The 21,852-nt window shown below is 57.8% G+C and carries 18 protein-coding genes; 8 read left to right on the top strand and 10 right to left on the bottom strand.

The features are described 5' to 3' along the window. Positions 1–58 precede the first annotated feature (58 nt). On the bottom strand, positions 59–1,429 hold the full coding sequence (locus R3E77_06285; GenBank protein ID MEZ5499019.1) for a hypothetical protein: 1,371 nt from the start codon (positions 1,427–1,429) through the stop codon (positions 59–61). Between the two features lie 23 nt (positions 1,430–1,452). Continuing rightward, positions 1,453–1,947: a hypothetical protein gene (locus R3E77_06280; GenBank protein ID MEZ5499018.1), complete on the bottom strand. Its 495-nt coding sequence runs from the start codon at positions 1,945–1,947 to the stop codon at positions 1,453–1,455. A gap of 445 nt (positions 1,948–2,392) precedes the next feature. Here R3E77_06280 and R3E77_06275 point away from each other — a divergent pair, with 445 nt between their 5' ends. Together R3E77_06275 and R3E77_06270 are read left to right on the top strand one after the other, a co-directional pair. Next, on the top strand, positions 2,393–3,373 hold the full coding sequence (locus R3E77_06275; protein MEZ5499017.1) for an ATP-grasp domain-containing protein: 981 nt from the start codon (positions 2,393–2,395) through the stop codon (positions 3,371–3,373). A 3-nt stretch (positions 3,374–3,376) separates the two neighbouring features. Beyond that, positions 3,377–4,516 (top strand): glycosyltransferase family 4 protein, encoded by a 1,140-nt coding sequence (locus R3E77_06270; protein ID MEZ5499016.1) that lies wholly within the window; start codon positions 3,377–3,379, stop codon positions 4,514–4,516. A 36-nt stretch (positions 4,517–4,552) separates the two neighbouring features. On the opposite strand, the gene R3E77_06265 is transcribed toward R3E77_06270, so the two are convergent. Continuing rightward, a complete protein-coding gene (locus R3E77_06265) occupies positions 4,553–5,449 on the bottom strand; it encodes a polysaccharide deacetylase family protein (protein MEZ5499015.1) in 897 nt (298 codons plus the stop codon). Positions 5,450–5,859: 410 nt separating this feature from the next. Here R3E77_06265 and R3E77_06260 point away from each other — a divergent pair, with 410 nt between their 5' ends. From R3E77_06260 to R3E77_06245, 4 genes are all read left to right on the top strand, one after another. Then, the gene (locus R3E77_06260; GenBank protein ID MEZ5499014.1) at positions 5,860–6,927 is read left to right on the top strand and encodes a DegT/DnrJ/EryC1/StrS family aminotransferase; all 1,068 of its coding nucleotides are present in this window, start codon (positions 5,860–5,862) and stop codon (positions 6,925–6,927) included. Further along, the gene (locus R3E77_06255; protein ID MEZ5499013.1) at positions 6,924–8,033 is read left to right on the top strand and encodes a glycosyltransferase family 4 protein; all 1,110 of its coding nucleotides are present in this window, start codon (positions 6,924–6,926) and stop codon (positions 8,031–8,033) included. Before R3E77_06260 ends, R3E77_06255 begins: the two co-directional genes overlap by 4 nt. A gap of 66 nt (positions 8,034–8,099) precedes the next feature. Next, on the top strand, positions 8,100–9,239 hold the full coding sequence (locus tag R3E77_06250; protein MEZ5499012.1) for a glycosyltransferase: 1,140 nt from the start codon (positions 8,100–8,102) through the stop codon (positions 9,237–9,239). Then, on the top strand, positions 9,236–10,489 hold the full coding sequence (locus R3E77_06245) for a glycosyltransferase family 4 protein (GenBank protein MEZ5499011.1): 1,254 nt from the start codon (positions 9,236–9,238) through the stop codon (positions 10,487–10,489). Before R3E77_06250 ends, R3E77_06245 begins: the two co-directional genes overlap by 4 nt. A gap of 3 nt (positions 10,490–10,492) precedes the next feature. Here the strand turns inward: R3E77_06245 and R3E77_06240 are convergent, their stop codons facing one another. From R3E77_06240 to R3E77_06225, 4 genes are all read right to left on the bottom strand, one after another. Next, positions 10,493–11,215, bottom strand: a complete 723-nt coding sequence (locus tag R3E77_06240) for a hypothetical protein (GenBank protein MEZ5499010.1) — start codon at positions 11,213–11,215, stop codon at positions 10,493–10,495. 389 nt (positions 11,216–11,604) lie between these two features. Continuing rightward, positions 11,605–12,837 (bottom strand): O-antigen ligase family protein, encoded by a 1,233-nt coding sequence (locus tag R3E77_06235; protein MEZ5499009.1) that lies wholly within the window; start codon positions 12,835–12,837, stop codon positions 11,605–11,607. A 108-nt stretch (positions 12,838–12,945) separates the two neighbouring features. Continuing rightward, entirely contained in the window at positions 12,946–13,977 is a 1,032-nt protein-coding gene (locus R3E77_06230) for a FemAB family PEP-CTERM system-associated protein (protein ID MEZ5499008.1), read from the bottom strand. Positions 13,978–14,025: 48 nt separating this feature from the next. After that, positions 14,026–15,243, bottom strand: a complete 1,218-nt coding sequence (locus R3E77_06225) for a glycosyltransferase (GenBank protein ID MEZ5499007.1) — start codon at positions 15,241–15,243, stop codon at positions 14,026–14,028. Between the two features lie 219 nt (positions 15,244–15,462). Here R3E77_06225 and R3E77_06220 point away from each other — a divergent pair, with 219 nt between their 5' ends. After that, positions 15,463–16,938 (top strand): lipopolysaccharide biosynthesis protein, encoded by a 1,476-nt coding sequence (locus R3E77_06220; GenBank protein ID MEZ5499006.1) that lies wholly within the window; start codon positions 15,463–15,465, stop codon positions 16,936–16,938. Between the two features lie 68 nt (positions 16,939–17,006). After that, the gene (locus R3E77_06215; GenBank protein ID MEZ5499005.1) at positions 17,007–18,326 is read left to right on the top strand and encodes an NAD(P)-binding protein; all 1,320 of its coding nucleotides are present in this window, start codon (positions 17,007–17,009) and stop codon (positions 18,324–18,326) included. Between the two features lie 6 nt (positions 18,327–18,332). Here the strand turns inward: R3E77_06215 and R3E77_06210 are convergent, their stop codons facing one another. The 3 genes from R3E77_06210 to xrt are packed head-to-tail and all read right to left on the bottom strand — an operon-like array spanning position 18,333 to position 21,765. Beyond that, the gene (locus tag R3E77_06210; protein MEZ5499004.1) at positions 18,333–19,421 is read right to left on the bottom strand and encodes a glycosyltransferase; all 1,089 of its coding nucleotides are present in this window, start codon (positions 19,419–19,421) and stop codon (positions 18,333–18,335) included. Positions 19,422–19,475: 54 nt separating this feature from the next. Further along, a complete protein-coding gene (locus R3E77_06205; protein MEZ5499003.1) occupies positions 19,476–20,354 on the bottom strand; it encodes a DUF3473 domain-containing protein in 879 nt (292 codons plus the stop codon). Next, complete coding sequence (xrt, locus tag R3E77_06200; protein MEZ5499002.1) at positions 20,347–21,765, bottom strand: exosortase; 1,419 nt, start codon at positions 21,763–21,765, stop codon at positions 20,347–20,349. The genes R3E77_06205 and xrt overlap by 8 nt, the downstream gene beginning before the upstream one ends. Positions 21,766–21,852 lie beyond the last annotated feature (87 nt).

Here is a 21,852-nt window from a genome sequence, read left to right as displayed (position 1 = left end):
GTGTCGGTAAGCCGCAATCGCGGCGTTTGCTGCGGCGTGCGTTGTGACGAGCGTCACACTATCGCGGGTCGGCCTGCAGTGCGGCGCCTCGGAGCCTCGTTTCGATCAATTCCAGGAATCTGGCAATTTGTGCACTGGAGGCAAACCGGGCGACTGCGGCGGGATCAAAATCGAAGCCGGTCTTGTCGATTGCATAGCGGCGATACATGTCGAGTATTGCCGCGCGCATGGCCGGCCGCGAATCCGGATCGACCACCACTGCCGCACGCGACTCGCGCGCGATGCGCGCTGTGTCGCCGTCACTTTCCGTGACGACCAACGATTCCTTGCCCAGGCGCATGAAATCATAGCACTTGGCTGGAATCTGCCCGAGCTGCTTTTGCGCCAGCACGATCATGATGTTGGCCGCGGCAAGCATCGACTCGAGTTCAACGCGCGGAACCGTATCGCGAATATGGAGCACGTCGCGAATGGCTCGCGGCCTCGCCCAGTCAGCCAGGGAGACGCCTTGATAGGCGTGACAATCTCCCACGAATGTTATGGAGACAAGCGAAGGATCAAGTTGACCTGCCGCGAGCAGTTCGTCGACCGTCTCGAGAAGCGGGAACGGATTGCGGTTGAGGTAGATCGTACCGGCGTAGAGCATGTCCAGCCGGCCGACCATGGAACCCGATACCTTTGCCGCCTGACCGGAATAGCCATTGTAAATGACGTGTACCTTGCTCTCGGGCAGATGCGCGTCGGCGATCATTCCGCGCGCAATACCCGGCGAGGCGGTCGTGACCGCGAAACTGGTATTCGCGCACCATTTCTGGGCGGCGGTGTCGACGATATCCGTCAATCGGGAGCGGATTCCTTCCATGTAACCGAAGTTGCCGAGCCATGGGTCGCGCATGTCCATGATGTACGGAATTCTGAAGATTCGACTCATGGTCGCGGCTGCCAACTGCTGCGCTACCGGCGGATTGGAGCAGATGATCACCTGCGCGCGGCGCGCCTGGGGGTGGAAAATCATCCGCCACAAAACCGCGAAGGCCCATGCTTTGGTCGTATCTATGATCCACATGATCGAATGAGCGCGGCGCCACAACCAGCTCTTTTGCGTAGGCGCATCGGCGACCGTTGGATCCTGAACGGCAGCCGCCGGAACACTGCGCTCGACCAGCCGATTCCTAAATCGGGCAAGCGCATCCAGAACCTTGGGCAGTTCGCGAACGGTCACCACATCAACTCGATCACCGTGGCGATTTCGCCAGTAGTCCACTACGGAGGGTGCATGCCGCGTCAGCACTACAACTGTCCAGCCATTTGCCACGAGCGCATCGATAGTGTTGGAGGGGCGCAATGCACCAACTGCCGGCGCCGGAAGAATGTAATACGAAACGACGATCGCAACTCGGTGCTGCGTGTCGTCGTTCAGACCGGCCAAATTACAACTCCGGATTCAAGGTATTAGCCGCGGCAAATCGAAAACAGGCGGGCACATAAAGTGTCGATCAAATGATATACCCGATCGAACTCAGCCGCATTGGTGCCATATGGGTCGCTCACAACCGAAAATTGGCCGGCATGGAGAGCAGAAAGGATGGTAACAGCACATCCAGCTTGACGCGCTGCGCCGCGAACATGCAACGCATGTCGCATTTCAATTGGTATTACCCAATCCGTAGCACGAAGGGCGCTGGCGGCAAAGGCTGACGTGCGATGGGTGGCCAGGTCAATGCCGCGGCGTCTTGCCGCATCGATTGCCATAGGATCAGCCGGAAGACCGGGTGTCGTAGCAATGCCGCAGGAGACGGCATTGATGCCAGCTCGTTGCGCAATGGCGGACGCATAGGGACTGCGGCAAATGTTGCCCGTGCAAACAAATACCAGACGATCGCGTTGGTTCGCGGGAACATCACTGCCCGACGTCAAGAGGCCGAGCGCGAGCAGACTGCGTTCCATCGCGCTGGCCGCGCGAGCTCGTAAACTCATGCGTTCGTCAGGACCGAAAATGAGACCGCTGTCGCAATAAGGAGACAGAAACCGCCGATGGGGTGCTGATACTGCGCATGACGGAGCCATGGTTCGAATAGAATTTCAGGCGCTTCTGCTTCGTCCATTGCCGTCTGTTCTGCCTTATAAACCCTTGCGAAGTCTAAATTAGATCATGGCAGAGTATCACGACCGGCGACCAGTGGCAGAAAACCCTATCGCGCAGTGCGACGCACTGGTACTTGATGGCCAGCAACGTAGCGCTCTCGCGACGGTTCGGTGCCTGGGTGGTCGCGGGTTGCGGGTGGCAGTCGCCGACACAACGGCCTCGAGCCTTTCAGCCAGTTCACGCTTTTGCACTTTTCGGCTGAGCTACCCCGACCCATCGAGCGATCCTGCCGGTTTCCGGGCATGGTTGGCCGACCTGGCCGCCAATGCTCCGCATTTCGTCGTTTTCCCTATGACCGATGTCACCGTTCCACTCGTCGTTGACATGATCGATAGCGGCACCCGTCTGCGCTCAGCACTGCCCGGACGCGCACAATATTTGCACGCAGTGGACAAGTACTACACGGCTGAAGCGGCCCGAGGCGCAGGGATCGGTTCACCCCAGACGTTTGTTGTCAGCATGCGCAATCTGACCGCATGTGACGAAGGAGGTTTGAGTTTCCCCGTGGTCGTCAAACCCCGACGTTCGGCACAGGCATCCGGTGGCCAAATTTTCCGCCGGTCCGTCAGTTATTGTCGTGATGCCGAGACGTTGCAGACTACGGCCAAGTCGACTCTGTTGGACGAGAACGACGAGGTTCTGGTACAGGAGTTGGTCGTCGGGCAAGGATGCGGCGTATTTGCTCTGTACGACCATGGGCAAGCACTGGGGTTCTTCGCGCATGAACGCCTACGGGAAAAACCCCCATCCGGAGGCGTGAGCGTGCTTAGCCGTAGTGTTCCGGTTCCGAGTGAGCTTCGTTCGCGCGTTGAACGCCTTCTTGGCGGCATGCAGTGGCACGGGGTTGCGATGGTAGAATTCAAACGGGACCAATCTGGCGAGTACTGGTTGATGGAAATCAACGCCAGGCTTTGGGGGTCGCTGCAACTTGCAATTGACTGCGGCGTGGAGTTTCCCTGGTATATGTATCAGCTTGCTGTCGGCCAGCCAGTTTCTTTTCCGCATTGTTATTCAATTGGCAGGTATTTGCGTTGGTGGCTCGGGGATCTCGATCACCTGTACCTGACGTTTCGAGACGCCGACGCCAGCATCAAGAAAAAGTTGACCACTTTGGGTCGGTTCCTCATGCCTTGGCGTCCCGGGCTGCGCTACGAATTGCTGCGTCTTTCGGATCCCAGGCCAGCTGCTTTTGCGGCGCGCGACTACTTGCGCGCACTGCTGCGATAGCCCGTGGACAATCAACCGACCGTTCTCCTGGTCATCGACACCGCCGGGCCCGGTGGCGCAGAGACAGTTTTTGCGCAACTCGCAGCTCGCATGCCTGATTTCGGTTTCCGTTGCGTTGCCGTAATCCCTCGCGAAGACTGGCTGGCTGACCGACTGCGTCAGGTCGGCGTTGAGCCCGTTATTCTGAACTCAAGCGGTTCTTTCAATGTTCGATACTTGGGCCGACTGTCCAAAGTTGCCAGATCGAATGGTGCGCACCTGATCCACGCACATTTGCCAGGGTCTGCTGTTTATGGCGCGCTGTGCGGGGCATTTCTCGGCATCCCCGTGGTAGCGACGCTGCACGGACCAACGGATCTCGACAAACTGGGGCGATTGGCTGCAGTAAAACACTGGTTATTGTCGCGTTTTTGCGGGAGGTTAGTTGCTGTGTCACGAAGCACAGCCGACGCTATGGAACCACTTGTTAAAGGCAGGGAGTCAAGCGTAATTATTCATAATGGCGTCGACACAAGCAGTTTCACGGACGGTGCCTCCACCAGTTTACGCGCCGAACTAGCTTTGACTGATGGGGCTCTCCTGATTGGCGCGGTCGGCAATATCCGCCCGCCAAAATCCTACGACGTCTTATTGCGTGCGGCAGCGCTTGTCGTCCGGGAAGTCCCGCAAGCAATTTTTGCAGTTGCGGGCAGCACTGACGGACAGCTTGCGCGAAGGTTACTTGACCTGCGTAATGAGCTGAAGCTCGAGAAGCACTTCCATTTTTTGGGCTTGAGAAACACGGACGCAGACTTCTATCAAAACCTAGATATCTACGTTTCAAGTTCCAGCTCTGAAGGGCTGCCGATGTCGTTTCTGGAGGCGATGGCATGTGGTCGCGCGATGGTCGCAACCGCGAGCGGTGGCGCGCAAGAAATAATTAAACACGGTATCCGAGGTCTATTGGTCGATAGTGGAGATCATGCTGGTCTCTCTCAGTCAATCTTACGGCTCCTGCGCGATCGACCTCTTCGCAGCACTCTCGCAAAGGCCGGCAGAGACTATGTCGTTGAGAATTTCTCCCTGCAAACGACGCTGCGGGACTACGCAAATCTTTACGCGAATACACTGAGCAAGTCGGCCCGGCAGAATCTCGAACTGTAGATGACCAATTCGAAGACCGCGAGCATTCGCGCTGGCCTAGTAGAGGATTGCCATTAGATCGTCCCGTGTGCTCGCCATGTCTTCGTGTATCGAAAAACGTCGCAACGAGAACCTGTTACCGGTACGGTGGTTCCATCCTATGTCGGTCGTTACGGCAGCGCGATAGTACTTTGACACAATCTCCGCCGCCTTCGCCGTATAGTCGCCATTAGGGTAACAAAATATCTGTGGGTCGATTCCAAGCCGTTTCCTGATTGCGGTGCGCGAATCAGCCAGTTCCCGCGCAATTACGTCGTCTGTCACGTTCGCGGTCATTCGCTGATGTGCGACAGAATGTGATTCGACGCTAACCAACCCACTCGCAGACATTTCATCCAGTTCTTCCCAGCTGACAATATCTCGACCGGAAGACGCGTCTTGTGAATCAATCCGCTCGATCCAGGCTTCCATTTGGGAGTCGGCAAACCGCTTGCACGCACCCACGGCCAAGCTGATCAATGTCGCGTCCCACGACACGCGCTGATCAGAATGTTTCCCGCCAAATGCATGAAGGAATTCTGCCAGCTCGTCGGCGACAATATCCTTGAGGGATGAACTTAGAGGACGCCCTTTCAACCGCCTGGCCAAATTGGTCGGCCAGAAACCCCGGTTGCTTCCAACCAGGCTTGTAACAACAAAAATTGTCGCAGGCGCATTGTACTTCTTGAGAAGAGGATAAGCGTAAAGGTAATTATCCCGCCAGCCATCGTCGAACGTAATTGCAACTGCAGGGCGAGTTGAATCAACCGCGCCACCACGCTCGTCATCTACTGTCGCCCCCAGGTGCGTCAGTCGCATCTCACGTTGGAGCACCTGAAGATGCATTTCGAAGGTCTCTGGCGTAACGACCATGCCTGGCTCCTCAATGCCAAAGTCGGCATGCTCGACGGGCAAGATCCTATGGTACGTAAGAATCGCGAAATCCCGGCGATGCCGGCGTTGACCGATTGGCGCGGCGAAGCGCCCATATAACGAGCGGAGCTGCGACTTGATGGTATGCGGTAGGGATTTTGGCATCACTTAACTACAAAAAATTTGCTGCAAAATTAGCGGAGCTCGCTGTTTGCCGGGCTTGGCTTGCACTCGCTGCAAAACCGGCTCAAGCATCGCATATCTAGCGCGGCACGCACAGGCGACGCCTCTCGGTACCTCGCCACGGTCGATGAGCCTGTATTATAGGGACTGGACTGCGATCCCCGTTTTACTCAATCGTGCTCAAGTCTGTTGCCCCTGTCGGCGAATTAGTTTGTTCTGCGCGTAAGCACGCTGCAGACGAGCCACTACCATTCCTTACACAAGGCCACTTGTACGCCAATGGCACTTCCGCCCTGTCCGCAGCTATTTCAGCGGCTATTTCCGATAGCCGCGAAGCAGGAATACCCGAAGTCATTGCGCCTGCGTATGCGTGCCCCGACATTGCGACAGCAGCTATTTCCGCGGGAGCGCGACTGCGACTCGTTGATTTTGACCGAGATAACCCTCAGATGCCTGCAGCAGACGTTTTGGCCGCTGTGACACGCAATACGGTAGCGGTTGTATGCGTCAATTTCCTTGGTTCGGGCGACAATGCAGAGGAGATAAGAGCCGAGCTGCGGTCCAAGTCGCCCGCCGTCATAATTCTGGATGCCTGCCAAGCTCATCCCGATGCGATCCTCGCCCGTCGCTCGCTCCAAACTCCAGTCATATTCAGCTTTGGTAGAGGCAAACCGGTAAATGCTTTGATAGGCGGTTTACTGCTGCAACCGCAAGCGACGTCTGATACGCACGTCGGATTTGCCGCAGCAGCGCGCCAACCTCGTCCACCGCTTTCGTGGCGAATCAAGCAATATGCCAACAATCTCATTTTGATTCTTGGCTTGTACGACTGGTTGCGGCGATCGCAGCTATTTGGCATCGGTGAAACTCATGTACGTCTCAACCAGATTATTTCCGTCGCTCCAGACTGGGCGGAACCGGTTATACGATTCAACTGGCTTGCCTCCCGGGCTCTGCCCAAACCGGCACCGTCTATTTACTCCGCGCTATTTGCTCCAGAATCGGCCTATCTGAGGGGATACCATTCAATGGCACGGCAAGATACAAACGAATCGCTCCTGCGCCTTCCCGTACTGTGCCGCAGTCACAGATTGCGCGAACACATAATGAACGATCGATTGTGCAGACAACTTGGAATAAGCACGATGTATCCACAATTGCTTGCCGACTACCCGCAACTTCAAGACCATGTAATCGCGAATTCTGGATTTCCGAACGCAGACAATTACGCTGAGCGGCTCATCACGTTGCCACTGCATTCGCGCATCAGCAAAGAGACGGCAAGAATTATTTGCGATCGCCTCCACCTAATTGCTTCGAGAATGCCCGAATCGTGACAGCTCGCGAACATGTTCTACATGTGGCGTCCGGCGACTTGTGGGGAGGCGCGGAACAAATGCTTCTCAATCTCGCGATGAACCAGAATACTGCCGGTGCATACGAACCTATCGTCGCGTTACTTAACGACGGCCTGCTGCGATCGCGGTTGGACCACTGTGGCGTATCAACCTTTATTCTCGATGAAAAGCGGCTGTCCTTTTTTTCCATAACGACCCGATTGCGGGAGCTTCAAAAAAGCCATGACGTTCGCGTTCTCCACTCTCATCGAAAAAAAGAGCACATTGCTGCTGCGCTATCGCGTGGGCTGGATTTTCGACGAGTCCTGGTCCGCACCGAACATGGAGCGCCCGAGCATTTCCCGTCATTCATCCGTCTAGCCGCGCGAACAACTGACGTGCTGAACCGATTATCAGCCCAATTTGTTGCAAACCAGACTGTTGCGGTTTCAGATGATCTCGCCAAGGTACTCTCAAAAGGTCTACCGCCAAACCGAATTACCGTCATACCGAATGGTATAGACATCGCATCGAGGCCGTTCGAACCCCGTGCTGTGTTACCTGTCCGTACCGTTGCATTCATTGGCCGAATTGTCGCCGTCAAGCGCGTCGACCTCTTTCTTGAAGTTGCTCGCCACCTTGAGCACATGCGTCCCGGATGTTACCGGTTTCTCGTCGTAGGGGACGGTCCGCTTCGCGACATACTCGAATCATCGAGTGATGCACAATCGGTGTCGCACCTCAATTTCACCGGATTCGTCGATGATATTCCTGCGCTCTTACGGCAGGTTGATGTCGTATGTTTTACGTCCGATCACGAGGGAATGCCCATGACTGCGCTGGAGGCCATGGCACAAGGCACGATTGTTGCCGCGCGATCCGTAGGTGGCCTTACAGATTTGCTTGACGATGGTTGCGGATTACTGGCTCCTGGGACCGATACGGGGCAACTCGCCACACAAATCAACGGACTTCTCGATGACCAAGGTGCACTCGAAGACACCCAACGGCGAGCGCGATCCCGGATCGAAACAGGATATAGCGTCGACATAATGAGAAGCCGGTACGACTCGTTGTATACCGAATTGCTAAATGCTGCCAGTTAATAACCGGTCACACTCGACTACACTCTACGCCATGTTCGCCAGGCGCTTCCGGACTGAACAGCACACATGACGTTTGTTTTTTGGTTTTCCGTCGCAGCAATTCTATATGCCTATTTTGGGTACGCTGTCGTCATTTGGACCGCCGCTGCATTGTTTGGCAAGGACTGCGCGCGCCGTCCAGACTCTATAAGCGTCTCGATCATAGTCACAGCCTACAATGAAGGCACCAATATTCAGCGCAAGATTGAAAATCTGCTTGCCACCAATTACGCGCGCGGACCGATAGAGTACATTTGCGTCTCTGACGGCTCTACCGACAACACTGCGGAAATATTGCGTCGCTACGAGTCCAGCGTGCTACGTGTCATTGTTAACACGGACCGTCGTGGCAAGGAGTCTTGCCAAAAACAGGCTATCGATGCGAGCAACGGCGAAGTGCTGGTGTTCACCGATGTAGGGACAACATTTGAAAGCAGCGCTATTGGCACATTGGTGGAGAATTTTGCGGATACGAGTGTCGGATGTGTCAGTAGTACCGACAAGGTCTTGACGAGCAACGGCGAAATCGACGGTGAAGGCTTGTACGTCAAATACGAAATGTGGCTGCGCACTCTCGAGAGCCGCCTTGGATCCTTGATCGGCCTCAGTGGGTCCTTTTTCGCCATCCGCAAGATTCTTTGCGACAACTGGGCGACCGATCGCGACAGTGATTTTCTAGCCGCAGCGAACACGGTTCAAAGAGGGATGAGAGCCATCGCCGACCCGCGAACGATTGGGTATTACAGAAGTCTGGAATCTCCGAAAGCCGAATATGCGCGAAAAGTCCGTACGGTTGCCCGGGGTATGCGAGCATTTTTTAGAAATATTTCGGCTATCAATCCACTGACGCATGGACGTTTTGCCCTGCAACTCCTTCAACACAAGCTACTGCGCTGGTTGGTGCCAATCTTCATGATTACAGCCCTTGTTTCCAATGCCGCTTTGGTAGCTCAGAGCGAAACGAACTATGCATTACCGCTGTTTGTGTTGCAGGTCGGTTTTTACGCAGCAGCAACGTTTGGAGGGGGTCTTTCAAACAGGCGTGCGTTCGCTGCCCTCAGAATTGCAGCTTTCTTCGTTACCGCAAATGTCGCGATCCTGACTGCCTGGTACAGATTTCTTACTGGCGCAGAGTTCACAACCTGGCAGCCTAGCCGGCGTGCATGATGCGTATACTTTGGATTTCACACAATGTTCCTTTTCCGCCGGTCACCGGCGCACTGGTACGCAACTATAATTTGTTCCGCCGTATCGCAAACCGCCACGCGGTCGACCTATTGTGCTTCAATCAGTCTGCCCTGTTATCTTCCAACAAACAGATTGAGCTTGCAGCGGCCGAGTTGCGGAAGTTCGCCAAATCGGTTGAGATCGTTTCGATCCCCGCCGAGCGCCATACATTGCCCAGACTGCTCCTCTATCTACGTGCGGTAATCTCCAAGGGCGGATACTCCATGAATTGGCTTCGCTCGAGAGAAATGGCTCAGATCATCACGATTCTAGTAGCAAAGGGTCAATATGATGTAATTCATCTCGACACGATCAGCCTTGCAATTTTTGTTCCGCTGTTTCGTGATTACCCGATAGTCCTCAATCATCACAACGTAGAGTCTCAAGTGATGGCCACGCGCTGCAACGTGGAACATCGATTGATTCACCGAACGATTTACCGGCTAGAGTCGTCTCGTTTGGTCGACGCGGAGCAAGAATACTGCCGCTTGGTCTCCTGCAATGTTGCGGTCTCAGAGGCAGATGCTGCCATTCTCCGCAGACTCGCGCCGCAATCGCGCGTAGAAGTGTGCGAAAACGGATGCGATGTCCAGCACTTTACTCCTCATGAGAAGCCCGCAGAGCAGCTATGTACATTGATTTTTGTTGGCAATTTTGGCTGGGCACCGAATGTCGATGCAGTGGAATATTTCTTCAATCGAATCTGGCCCGTACTGAAGGTCGATGCTCCTGGGCTACGGGTGCGCGTGGTTGGAGCGAAGCCGCCAGCTCTTGTTTCGAATGTTGCAAGCCTCGACAGCAGCGTTATTGCCACCGGATTTGTAGATGATCTATTGGCCGAATACAGGCACGCGGATATTTGCATCTGCCCTCTCCGCCATGGAGGGGGAACCAAACTGAAACTGCTTGAGGCGATGGCAGTTGGGCTCCCTATCGTCACCACGAGCGTAGGAGCGGAAGGTCTGGACCTTATTCATGGCCAGCATGCGCTGATCGCGGACGATGTGCAGGATTTTGTCCAGGCAATCAAGAAAATCAGAAGCAACCCGGACTTCGCGATATCCCTTGGCCGCGCAGCACGAGAACTCGCCGTTTCGCGATACTCCTGGGACAGCTTGGCCGAAAGACTCGAGAAAATTTACGAATTGTCCCGCGCTGTCTCGACTCTCCACCGGCAGGCGAAATCGTAAGTCCTATTCCACGCGCAGCTCACCCACGGCAGCTGGTACCGCCGCCGGTGCCGGAGTCGGCGGTGGCGCCGAAAGATTTGTGCTCGATGGAACCATGACAATGATGTCATCCAGAGCACGTTGGTGAATTGGGACATTCGGTGCACATCCGCAATTATTGAAATCCGGGCAACGGTCGTAACCCGTTCCCCATCCGATGCCTTGCGTGCAAGCGCCGGTGCTATCCTTCCAAAGTAACTTGGTGTAGGTACCGCCAACTTGCGTTTGCATACCCTGCATCGAAAACTGACCATTCAGATTCTTGTTCTCGAGTTTCGCCAGAAGTGCACCGTTGCGATAGATGCGCAAGAAGCCATCGCTTTGCCCCGGCGAGTTTGCTCGATAATGCACTTCAAATTGTGTCCATCCGGTATTATGGATTGGCACAATCCCCATATAGTCGGCGTTCTCCCGGGCACCTTGTGCAGGTGATCCCTGCGACACACCAACCAGATTCGAGCTGTTGGAATTGAATTCCCCGTTTGGTGTATTCCAGTAGGCCCAGAAAACTTCTTGAAACGCCGGATCTCGCACATGCGCCTGCCAGATCCACATTTCGTCATTTTGCCGGGTTTCCGGGCTAAGGTAATCCCACCACGAGTAGTAAATTTCTTTCGCATCGCCAATCGCACTTGGAAACAGTACCCAACGGACACCCTGGTCATCGCCTCTTATCGTTCCAATCAATGCGCGCGATCCTGAGTGCACTATCGCTGAGCTCGGAGACGCGATTGCATCAATGTGCTCAATCGATGCATTGAGCCCACCTTCGAATCCTTGTGCGTACGCTAATTTCCAACCCTGCGGGATCGTATATCGTTCCGCAGTCGCGCCAGCCATCAAGCTCTGCTGAGCCGACGCCGGGATTACATACGACAGGCATAACGCTAGACACAATAACGATCGAAATGCGACCTGCATGACATGACTCCGAATTAAATACCCGTTCGCGACAAGGTCATCGTAAATGCATTTGCGGACGTTTTATCCGACTCAAGTCACACTACACGACCGAACAATTGAGAGACACATGTCATCGATCCGCGACATAGCGTGATATGCGCGGCGGCGACAAATTACGGCGATGTGGTGATTTCCAGGGAAGGTTTGTCTTGTGTTTCCATTTTGCGACGAATTTCGTCAAGGACGACAGCGAACGCGCACAGGTACCAAAAATGCGGGTAATAAAGAACTGTAATAAACGATGCGCACGCAAGGTAACTCAGTAACGAGGTCAAGATAGCCGCCGCAAGATCACTGATAAACTTGCCTGGAAGTGCGGGCGACAAAGGCTGCCATCGTATGCATTTCCATAACGTCGCAATAATTCGAAAAATCAACAAGAAGTAGATCGTAGTGCCAACGAGGCCGGTTTCCGCAATGAGGGTGAAGTACAGAGAATGCGCTGCACGACCGGCCAAAGAACGCTTGATGGGTGAATCTATACCCTGATTTACCTCGTAATCGGCTACCGACCATGCATAGTTGCCTGCAGATACGCCGAGAATCGGGTTGGCCAGAAACATTTTCCAAGCCAGCTGCCAGGAGTAGATCCGCTCCACGCGAGTAATATCATTCGGATCGGAGATTGACTTTACGTCCCCGACATATTCCGCTGGCAGAAACTGGTAAGTAATCGCTGCAAGAACACCAAGTATCAGAAAGTTCCTTATGCGGTGTTTACCAATCATGATGATCCCGCACAAGGCGATGGCTAGCCCGACAAATCCGCCGCGGGATTCTGTCGCAATAACGCCGAACCCAAGAATTGCAGCTGCAATGACCAGAAGTTTTGGACCAATGACTCTGCCGCTCAAAGCGTGTCGACCCATGAATGCGATTGGGATCGCCGCGTTAAGCACAAGCGCTAGATCGTTCTCGTCGCCAATGGATCCGCCGGGCCCCGTACCCTTATGTGCGAATGCCCAAGCCGCCAAAATACAGTGAAGAAAAATGTAGAAGACCAGAAAATTGCGAAAGCGGTTTTTCGCCGCATAGAACGCTACTAGCGGCAATATGCCGCCCAACAAGGTGATGGCCATATCCTGGAAACTTAGCCAGACCCAATATTGATTGTTTGACCAAAGGATACTTACGGCGCAGAACACGGTGAAGTAGATGATCAGACGGATTCGTCTATCCTTCCAACCGTAACGCTTGCCCTGGTTTAGCCAGAGAAATATCAGAACAATGCCGGATATTAATGGGATTTTTAGCGGCGCGATAAAAGAATACATGTCCTGTGGCCGCAAGAATTCGAAGAAAAAGAACAAACCCGTAAAAAACATCACCGCCTTCGAAGGAGCCACCGTGGATGACGTGCCCTCGGTGTTTGCGTGGTTTTTTCGCGCTCTGGCTGAACTAGTGGAAGGCATAGTCAATTGCGGTGGCTTACGCGCTACTTGATTTGCGGCACGTTACGGCAAGTTACGAACTATCTTCGGCCCAAGCCAGTTGCAGGCCGCGAGCGGCATCTTCTGCCACGCACGTATGGCAAGGCCCAGCCGCTTGTTGCCGTGGTGCAGTTGCGGCACGTTGCGGCCCTCTGCCAGCCAATAGTGCCAATAAAGTTGCGTCGGCTCGGCGCCCCATTGCTTCTTGAAGCGAAAGGTACCCGAGTCGCGAGTGCATCGCCCAAAATCGAAACGGCGAGCGCCACGTTCGATGGCCAATTTCAGGCACTCCCAGTAAAGGCGCATATTCGCGCCTACGCGTTTCTGCTCCGCCAGACACGCCGCCCAGGGTATCTCCATGCAATCGCGATGTTGATACACCAGTCCGGCGGCGACTGGTTGGGCGCCGCGTTCCACGACGACAATGCGCGCTTCATCGGCGAACGAGGTCAGGATTTCGCGAAAGAAGCTGCGCGAATAGACGGGCGTCCCGAGTTCGCGCATGTTGACGGCGAATACACCATAGAAATCGTTGACCAGCTCCACTCCGCCGATGCGTATGCGCGGGCTTTCGCGATCCATGCGCTTGATTTGCGACCTGAGCTTGGCACCAAGCTGCTTGGACAGCGCCTCTGCCGAATCAGGCAAGGACAGAATCATCGTCACCTTGTCGATGCGTTGTGGCCAGCCCAGGACGTCCGCCTCAAACGTACGAAGCTCGAGGTGACGCGCGCGGTGCGTCTGCGCCAACTCGGCCGCAGCGCTGGCGAGTCGCGACGTTACCTCCCCGGATTGCGCCAGCGGCCCGCCATAGTTGACGAAAGGGAGCGACGTCATGTACCGACCGAACGGCAGGCTGCTCTGCAGCACCAGCGGCAGGCCACCCAGCAGCCCACCCTGAGCGTTCCGCGCGCTCACAAAGTACGTCTTGACGCTGAAAACGCGGGCGAATAGCTCGAGCCAGCGCGGGTCATGATAGGCCGCCGCATTGGGACTGCGTGTGACGAACGCAGCCCAGTCCTGCGGCGCAAACTCGGTGGTCTCGATCAGCTGCACGATAGTCGAATCGCCCCGCCCGGGGAGTCGGGCTTCAAGGCGATATTGTCACATGGCGTCGCGGGTTGGTGCCCCTACCCGCATCACCTGCGGCCTGGCAGATGGCAATAGCTCGCCGTAGATCACAGTTTCGAGACGCGCCGTGATCGCCGCCCAGTCAAACTCACGCGCGGTCAGCGATCGACCACCTTCGCCAATCCGCCGCTGCATCAAGGGATCGCTCAACAACTGGAGCGCGGTGTCGACGAACGACTCGTCCGAATCCGCGAGACAGACCTCGAACCCGTCGCGCGCCCCGATTCCGGAATTGCAGATGGATGACATCAAGACCGGCCGACCGCGCGACATGATTTCTATCGCCTTGTTCTGAAGGCCCGCGCCCGTGAACATCGGCAGTACCCAAACGTCGATGGCATCGATATAGGGCATGATGTTGTCAACCGTTCCCGTGACGATGACATCCTCCGACGCAAGGCGCTGGATGGCCGGGACCGGGTCCCGGCCCACAATGACCAGCTTCAAGTCCGCGCAGCGCGCCTTCAGCGGCCTGAAGATGCGGTCGTGCAGGCGAAGCGCAGCCAGGTAGTTGGGCTCATAGCCCATGTTGCCCAGGAAACCGATCGTCTTCCCGGAGGTCAAATCCGCGGGTAACGGCTCACCCGTGTCTGCCTCGGCCAATATGCCGTTCGGCACGACGACGACCTTGCCCGTGCTCGCATCGGTCATTCCCGCGGCCGCCGCATCAGCGGCGGATATGTAGATGCTGCAATCCGTGTTGGCACGCAGCCGGCGCTCCCAGTTGCGCGTGGTCACGGTATGCACGAGGTGCTTGGCCCGGCTTAGCCCCATCACCGTTGCCGATTCGCGTACCGCTTTGAGGTAGGGCGAATCGACGAAATCGAAAACGGCACGCCGAGCGATGCGCGCGGCCTTCAGTCGAACAAAAGTATCGGCGCGCGACACACCGGCGTAATAGAGAATGTCGTACCGCCGCTCGCCCACGAATTCGAGAATGCGCTCGCTGAGCTCATGCGCAAAGGGGTCGGCGTATTCGTACGGTGCGGTCGCGGGCAACAACCCGCGCAGCCAGAAATAGCCGCGCTCGACAATGCCCGCATCCCCCATGCCGCGTGCCGGGATCACCGCGTAGCGGCTGCAGAATCGCGCCACATCGCGCGGAGAGGTGGCCGCCGGGCTATCGTTGATGACGACCAGGTCCACGCCTCGCTCGCGCTGCAGATGCTCCAGTATCGGGAAAAAGCGCACGGCCGCGCCGTTGCGCCGTGGCGGCCACGGCCAATACGGAAGAACGCATAAAATTGAAGATCGCTGCTGACTCACCCGGTCCCTGTGATATCCATGCCGTTTGTTTGTTGTTATTTGGCATACCATTGTCGCCGATTTGCGGGCGTCCGAGCCAGAATCGAGTTCGCGTTTTTCGATGTCGGCGGCGGGCCGCGGTATGTCAATAAACCATAAGACTCCATGAGCGACCAGCAATTACGGGATCGTGTTTTCTCCAGCATACGCTGGACGGTCGCAGCACGCGCTCTGGTTCAGCTGACGACCTGGCCGATGACCATCGTCGTCATGCGGCTGCTGGCGCCAACCGATTACGGTCTGGTCGCCATGGCCACCATCGTGACCGGATTCCTGGCGTTGTTCAACGAGCTCGGGCTCGGAGCCGCCATCGTCCAGGCCCGGTCCATGTCCCGCCAGACCATCGAAGCGATTTCTGGAGCCGTGTTGTTTCTGAACCTGGCCCTGCTGCTCGCTCTGTGGTTGCTGGCGCCCCTCCTGGCCCACGTCTTCGAAGAGCCGCGCGTCGTGCTGGTCACTCGCATGCTGGGCCTGCAGCTCCTGGTCGCCGGCTGGATGGTGGTTCCGCAGGCGCTGATGGAGCGCGAACTTCGATTTCGTGAAGTAAGCGTAGCGATGATGGCGGGCCAGTTCGCGAGCCTCGCGACCACCTTTGCGGGCGCCTGGTCCGGCTGGGGTGTTTGGGCGTTGGTCGCAGGCAATCTCGCCAATCTCGTCGTGCGCCTGTCGATGACGCTTTATTTCCACCGCGGGCCGGTGCGGCCGCGGTGGGACCTCGCCGAGGTCAAGCCGTTTGCCGGATTTGGCTCCAACATCGTTGGCGCGAGACTCCTCTGGTACTTCAGCGGCCAGGCGGATTCGGCCATCGTCGGTCGGGTCCTGGGTAGCGCCCTGCTCGGGGCGTATTCCGTCGCTGGCCTGATCGCCTTGATGCCCGTCGACAAGGCCATGGAGGCGCTCAACAAAGTCAGCTTCCCCACCTTCGCACGCATGCAGGACGACATGGACCGATTGCGCCAGACTTACCTTCGGCTCGCGAAGCTGGTCTCGCTCTACGCCTTTGCCGCCTGCGGCGGCATCGCCGCCATCGCCACGGTCTTCGTGCCGGTCGTCCTCAGCGAAAAATGGTCCAATGCAGCACCGGTGCTGACCCTGATGGCTGCCATCGCGCCCCTGCGCATGCTCGCCTTCGTTCATCACACTGTAGTGACCTCGGTCGGGCGGCCCACCCTCGCGACCCGGGACCTCGCCCTGACCGCGGTCCTGGTACCGCTCGGCGTCTGGGTCGGCAGCCACTGGGGCCTGACCGGCGCGGCCTGGGGCTGGATTGTGACCTTCCCGGTCTGCTACCTGTATTCGGCCTGGCAGGTCGCTTTTGCCCTGGCCATACCGCTGCGCACCATCCTCGGCACACTGGCGCCGCCCCTGGTGAGCGCTATCGCCATGTTCGGCGCCTGCCGCCTGTGGGCCGATTCGGCCTGGGCGGGCGCCCTGAATGGCTGGCTGTCCCTGGGCGCGCAGGTGGTGCTCGGCGGCGCGACCTTTCTGGGTGTCATGGCCATCATTGCGCGCGCCTATCTGCTTGATTCCTGGGAGTTCGTCCGCAGCGTCGCGCGTCCCGGCGCCCAAGCGCCGGCTTGAACTGCGGCCTTGTTCACGGACTTGGCAGGTAACATAAGCCAACCTGCGGTTTTCCAGGCGGACCGTACGTGACGAGCAGCAACCAGGACATCCTAATTGTCGGCACCGGCATGGCGGGCCTGGGGGCCGCCCATCGCCTGCAGGCGGAGGGGGCGCGGTTCTCGCTCGTCGACCAGAAGTCCTATGCCGGCGGCCACACGGCGACCCACGTCGCGGACGGCTTCGTTTTCGACGAGGGTCCGCATGTCTCCTTTACTGCGGACGCACGCATCCGGGACCTGTTGCTGGCCAACCTCGGCGGCGAGTACGAAGACGTGCGTGCCTATATCGACAACTACTGGCAGGGCCATCGCTTTCGCCACCCAGGCATCACCAACCTGAAGGGGCTACCGGAACAACTCGTGACCGAAACGATCTGCGACTTCGTCGAAGCACAGAATCGTCCGAATGAATCGGTTGTGAACTACGAGCAATGGCTGCTTGCGAGCTATGGCACGACCTATGCCAGGACGTTTCCCATGCAGTACACGCGCAAGTACCACACGACGGAAGCGCGCAATCTCAGCACGGAATGGGTCGGCCCGCGCCTGTACCAGGCCAAGCTTGCCGAGATACTCACGGGTGCATTGGCGCAGTCGCCGCCCAACATCCACTACGTCCAGGGCTACCGATACCCGAAGCGTGGCGGCTTTGCCGAATTTCTCGCACCCTGGTGTCGCCAGCATCCGATCGAGCTCAACAAGCGCCTGACCGCCGTCGAGCCAAAACGCAATCTGGCAGGCTTTTCCGACGGCTCCAGCAAGACCTATCGCCGTCTCATATCGTCCGTGCCGCTGACCGAGCTCATACCGATGATCGCCGGGACACCACGGGACGTGGTCGCTGCCGCGGCACAGCTTGCCTGCACCTCGGTCGTGCTGGTCAATCTGGGCGTCGCCCGTGAGGATGTTTCGCCATCGAGCTGGACGTATTTCTACGACGATGAATATCCATTCAGCCGGGTCAGCTACCCGCGCAACATGTCGGCCCACACCTGTCCACCAGGGACCAGCAGCATCCAGTGCGAAGTGTATTTCTCGCGCAAGTACCGACCCCTCAGCAGCGCCCCGGAAACACTCATCCAGCCTTGCATCGATGGCCTGATCCGTTGCGGCGTGCTCCGCGACAACGATCGCCTGCTGCACAAGGCTGCGATGCTCATCGACTACGCCAATATCATTTTCGATCTTGATCGCGCGCGTGCACTGGCGACCGTTCATGGCTATCTCGACGATATCGGCATTGGCTACTGCGGTCGCTATGGCGACTGGGGCTATCTCTGGACCGATCAGGCATTCCTTAGCGGCGAGAATGCCGCGCAGAAGGCCATCGAATCAAAAGCGGCCTAGCGCCCGCTAGCCTCTCTCGAAACAGCTCTTCAGCAGGTGCAGGGCGTGAGCGGGCGGATGCACCCAGGTCTGGTAGTACAGACGATTGCGGCGCGACATGGCGCTCGCCAAATGCCTCTCCTTAAGCAATCGCCGGCACAATTCGACAGCCTGCTCGATCGATTCGTAGACGAGGTAATGCTCATCGGGATTGATCGGCGCCAGCAGAATCTTGTCGATCGGCTGGCTGACGACGGCCACACCCGCCGCGAGGTACTCGGCGAACTTCCAGCCGACACTGCCACTGAGGCCGATGCAATTGACCGCGATCAGCGATGATTTCAGCTGGCGATGATAGCGGCGCACGCTGACCTTGGGCTGCAGCATGAGGTCGGGTGCCAGGGCAACCGCGTCGGCGGTATGTATGAGCCCGATGCGTTCCGGCTGACCGAAGGCGGCGCGGAGCACCTGTACGCTATGGATGCGATCCGCGTTGGCGACATCGAAGACATCGCCGCTCCCCTGTGACTCGGCATTCCACAACCGTGGCTGGAAAACAATAGCCGGCTCCCGCGGGTGCTCATCGCCGACTTCCACGCTGGCGGTATCGGGCAGCGTTGCCCATAGCATGAAGTCGGACCTCGCCTTGCGTAAGGCGCGCCAGGCGCCACCGCGTGCCCGCCGTGCGGTTGCGCTACCGAGTGAAGTCCTGATCGCGGCGGCGACGCAGCGCCATGCCGGCCAGGAGAAGGCCGCAATCGTCAGCCCGAGCGGTCTCACCTTGTGGGCGTTCGCCGTACCAGCTACGCGCAACGACTGCTCGGTGAACTGGCGCTTGAAGTACCAGTCCGCCCCCGCCAACTGTTCGGCATAGAGCACGTCTGACTGATCACGAAATTCCCAGATCGCGCGACAGCTTCGACCGGTGGATTTCTGCATGACGCGAAGATCGGTCAACGGCACGTTGATGCCGATCGGTACGGGATGTCGCTCAACGGCGAGCGAAATGACGCCCGCTCGCTGCAACGCCACCAGACCACACAGCAGACCGGACATCTGCACGAGGTCCTGGTGCGGGTAGACTCGCCAGGTCACTTCATACTGAAGGTCGGCCAATTCCCCCCCTCGAGTGGATGCGTGCGCGGGCCAACAGCCCTCGAAATTATCGCATCAGGCTGGCCGACCCGATGCGATCAGCCCCAGGTTTTCGAGAACCCGATCGACCCGTGCGAACGAAAACTGACCCAGCAGCGTCTCCAGGCGCTGCTTGCAGGCCTTCAGGTTCGTGTAGTGCCGGTAGTTCGACAACCAACCCGCATCGAAACGCGGCTGTCCGGCATCGATCTCCCACGGGTGCAGGTAGAAAATGAAAGGCAGGGCATCGCGCGTGTTGACCCGGCGCAACATATTGCGTGTGAACCAATACGGCAATAATCGAAAATACCCACCGCCGCTACAGGGTACGCGCAGGCCGCCCAATTTCGCCGTTGTCAGCGGAAACTCCACGATCGGCCGACCGGACGGTGCCACGACCGGTCCAGGTGCGCGATTGGCATCGGGAATGCCGTAGCGATCGTGACGTATGGGGAAGATGCTCGAGTCGTAAACAAAACCGAGATCGATCAGATCGTCGAGCGCCCATAGTGATGCGCGGGTAATCGAGTAGCTGGCCGCCCGATACCCAAGCACTTTCGTTCCGGTCAGGTCTTCGAGCAATTGCTTGCAGCGCAGTGCCTCATCGCGAAACTCCTGGCGCGATTGCTCGTAGACGAGCCGATGACTCCAGCCGTGGCAAGCGATTTCGTGGCCCTCGTTGGCGATCTCGCGAACCAGCGCGGGCGATCTTTCCGCCATCCAGCCCAGGACGAAAAACGTGGCCTTGACCTCATGCGCGGAAAACAACTCGAGCAACGCACGCGTGCTCGCTTCTGCGCGCAATTCCATGCTGGACCAGTCCTGCCGATCGATCGCATTCGCGAGCGCCGATACGTGGAAGTAGTCCTCCACGTCGACCGTCATCGCGTTGACCAAGGCGGTCGACTCAGCCATTGGTGCGAGCCTCGGCAACTTCCGCGGCAAACCACGGGAATGATGCCTGCCACCGGGCCGATATGGCGCGCTCCGCGGCGGCGCAATCGTGCGCACACGGTGAGCCAACGGCCAGTATGGCACTGGCGGGCCGAGCCCAAAGGGCCTGCCAACCGTAGGTGAGCTGCGCACGGCGGGCAGCCGCGGTTTGCTTATTGCCAACCAGATAGGCATAGCGTATGCGCCATTGCGCGCCATCGGGTGCGGTCGCCGCCACCATGACTGAATCGGGCAATGTGTGCTCCGTCGTGTTCCAGTCACCGGTGGCAATCAAGCGGCTGCTGTAACCGACAAGCTCCGCTCCTTGCTGCTGCTGGAAATAGATCGCGCGGTAGACATAGACATCCGGATCCCGGTCGGACAATACAAAGTCGGTGGCATGTGCGCCGGCGAACGCAGGTCGCCAGGCAACATTCATGCTGGCATCCACGCGATCCAGTGCTTGCGGTAGCTGGGCCAATGCAGCAGGAGGGCCAGCCTTGGCAGCGAAGAATTCGCTTCGAAACCAAAGCAACGGACCGACTGCCGCCGCAGCCAGCGCAGCCAACATGCTTGCGGGCATTACCGGCACGCCACCGCCCTTGCGGGTTGCGGCTTTCGATTCCGGTCCTGGCTTCACGGCGAACCAGCAGAAAACTGCCATGGCAAGCGCAAACAACAGCCAGCCGAAAACGTAATGATCGGTCGTTATCAGAAACGTCCGCATCTCGGTAAGGTGCGCGGCAATGACAATGACAATGATTCGAATCCAGTTGCAAACGAGCGCGAGCCCCGCCGCGACCGTCATCAAGCGCGCCAGCTGCCGGCCACTCGCCCGATTCATCAGGCCCACGACCCCCGCCAGCGACAACGCTGCAACGAAGAAATTGACACCCGAGCACCCGGACGCGATTTCTATTGCACCGTGCGTCAATGTCACGCGATGCCCTTCGACGAACGCCGGAATGTCCAGCGCTCGCAATACCATGGTCGTCACTGCAGTGCTGAGTCCCCGAAGCGGGTCAACCAGCACGTCCCATACAGGCAGCGTCAGGTACAGGAGCGCGACCGGCAGGACGGCCGGCTTGGCGCGGCGAAATCCAAATGCGCCGACCAGGCAGGCCATGATGACAAGCGGCCACAACGCCAAGCCCACGCTGCTCATTGCGCCCCGCACAGCGACGGCCCAGCAAAGACTCAACAACAGGATGGGGATCCACCAAAGATTGATCTTGCCTGCGCCTGGCGACCGGTCCGGCATTGAATTGCCGGCGCGCACGAGCGCCCAAAGTATCGCGGGCAAAAGCAGCCACGCGTGCGCCTGATCATTGTCCGAGGACAATCGCCACACGACTGGCAACTCGCGCGCAGAAGGCCAGAGGAGTACCGTCACCGTGGCTGCGATGAGGACGGGCCCCAGTCTGTGCGGACTCAGCAGGCCAGTGCCAGCTGCTCGCGGCCAAACCAGACGCTCAGTTCG

The organism is Steroidobacteraceae bacterium (genome assembly GCA_041395505.1).
In the GTDB taxonomy this organism is placed as follows: Bacteria; Pseudomonadota; Gammaproteobacteria; order Steroidobacterales; family Steroidobacteraceae; genus JAWLAG01.
Note: the sequence above shows the minus strand (reverse complement) of the source record. Positions and strands in the feature narration are given on the sequence as shown.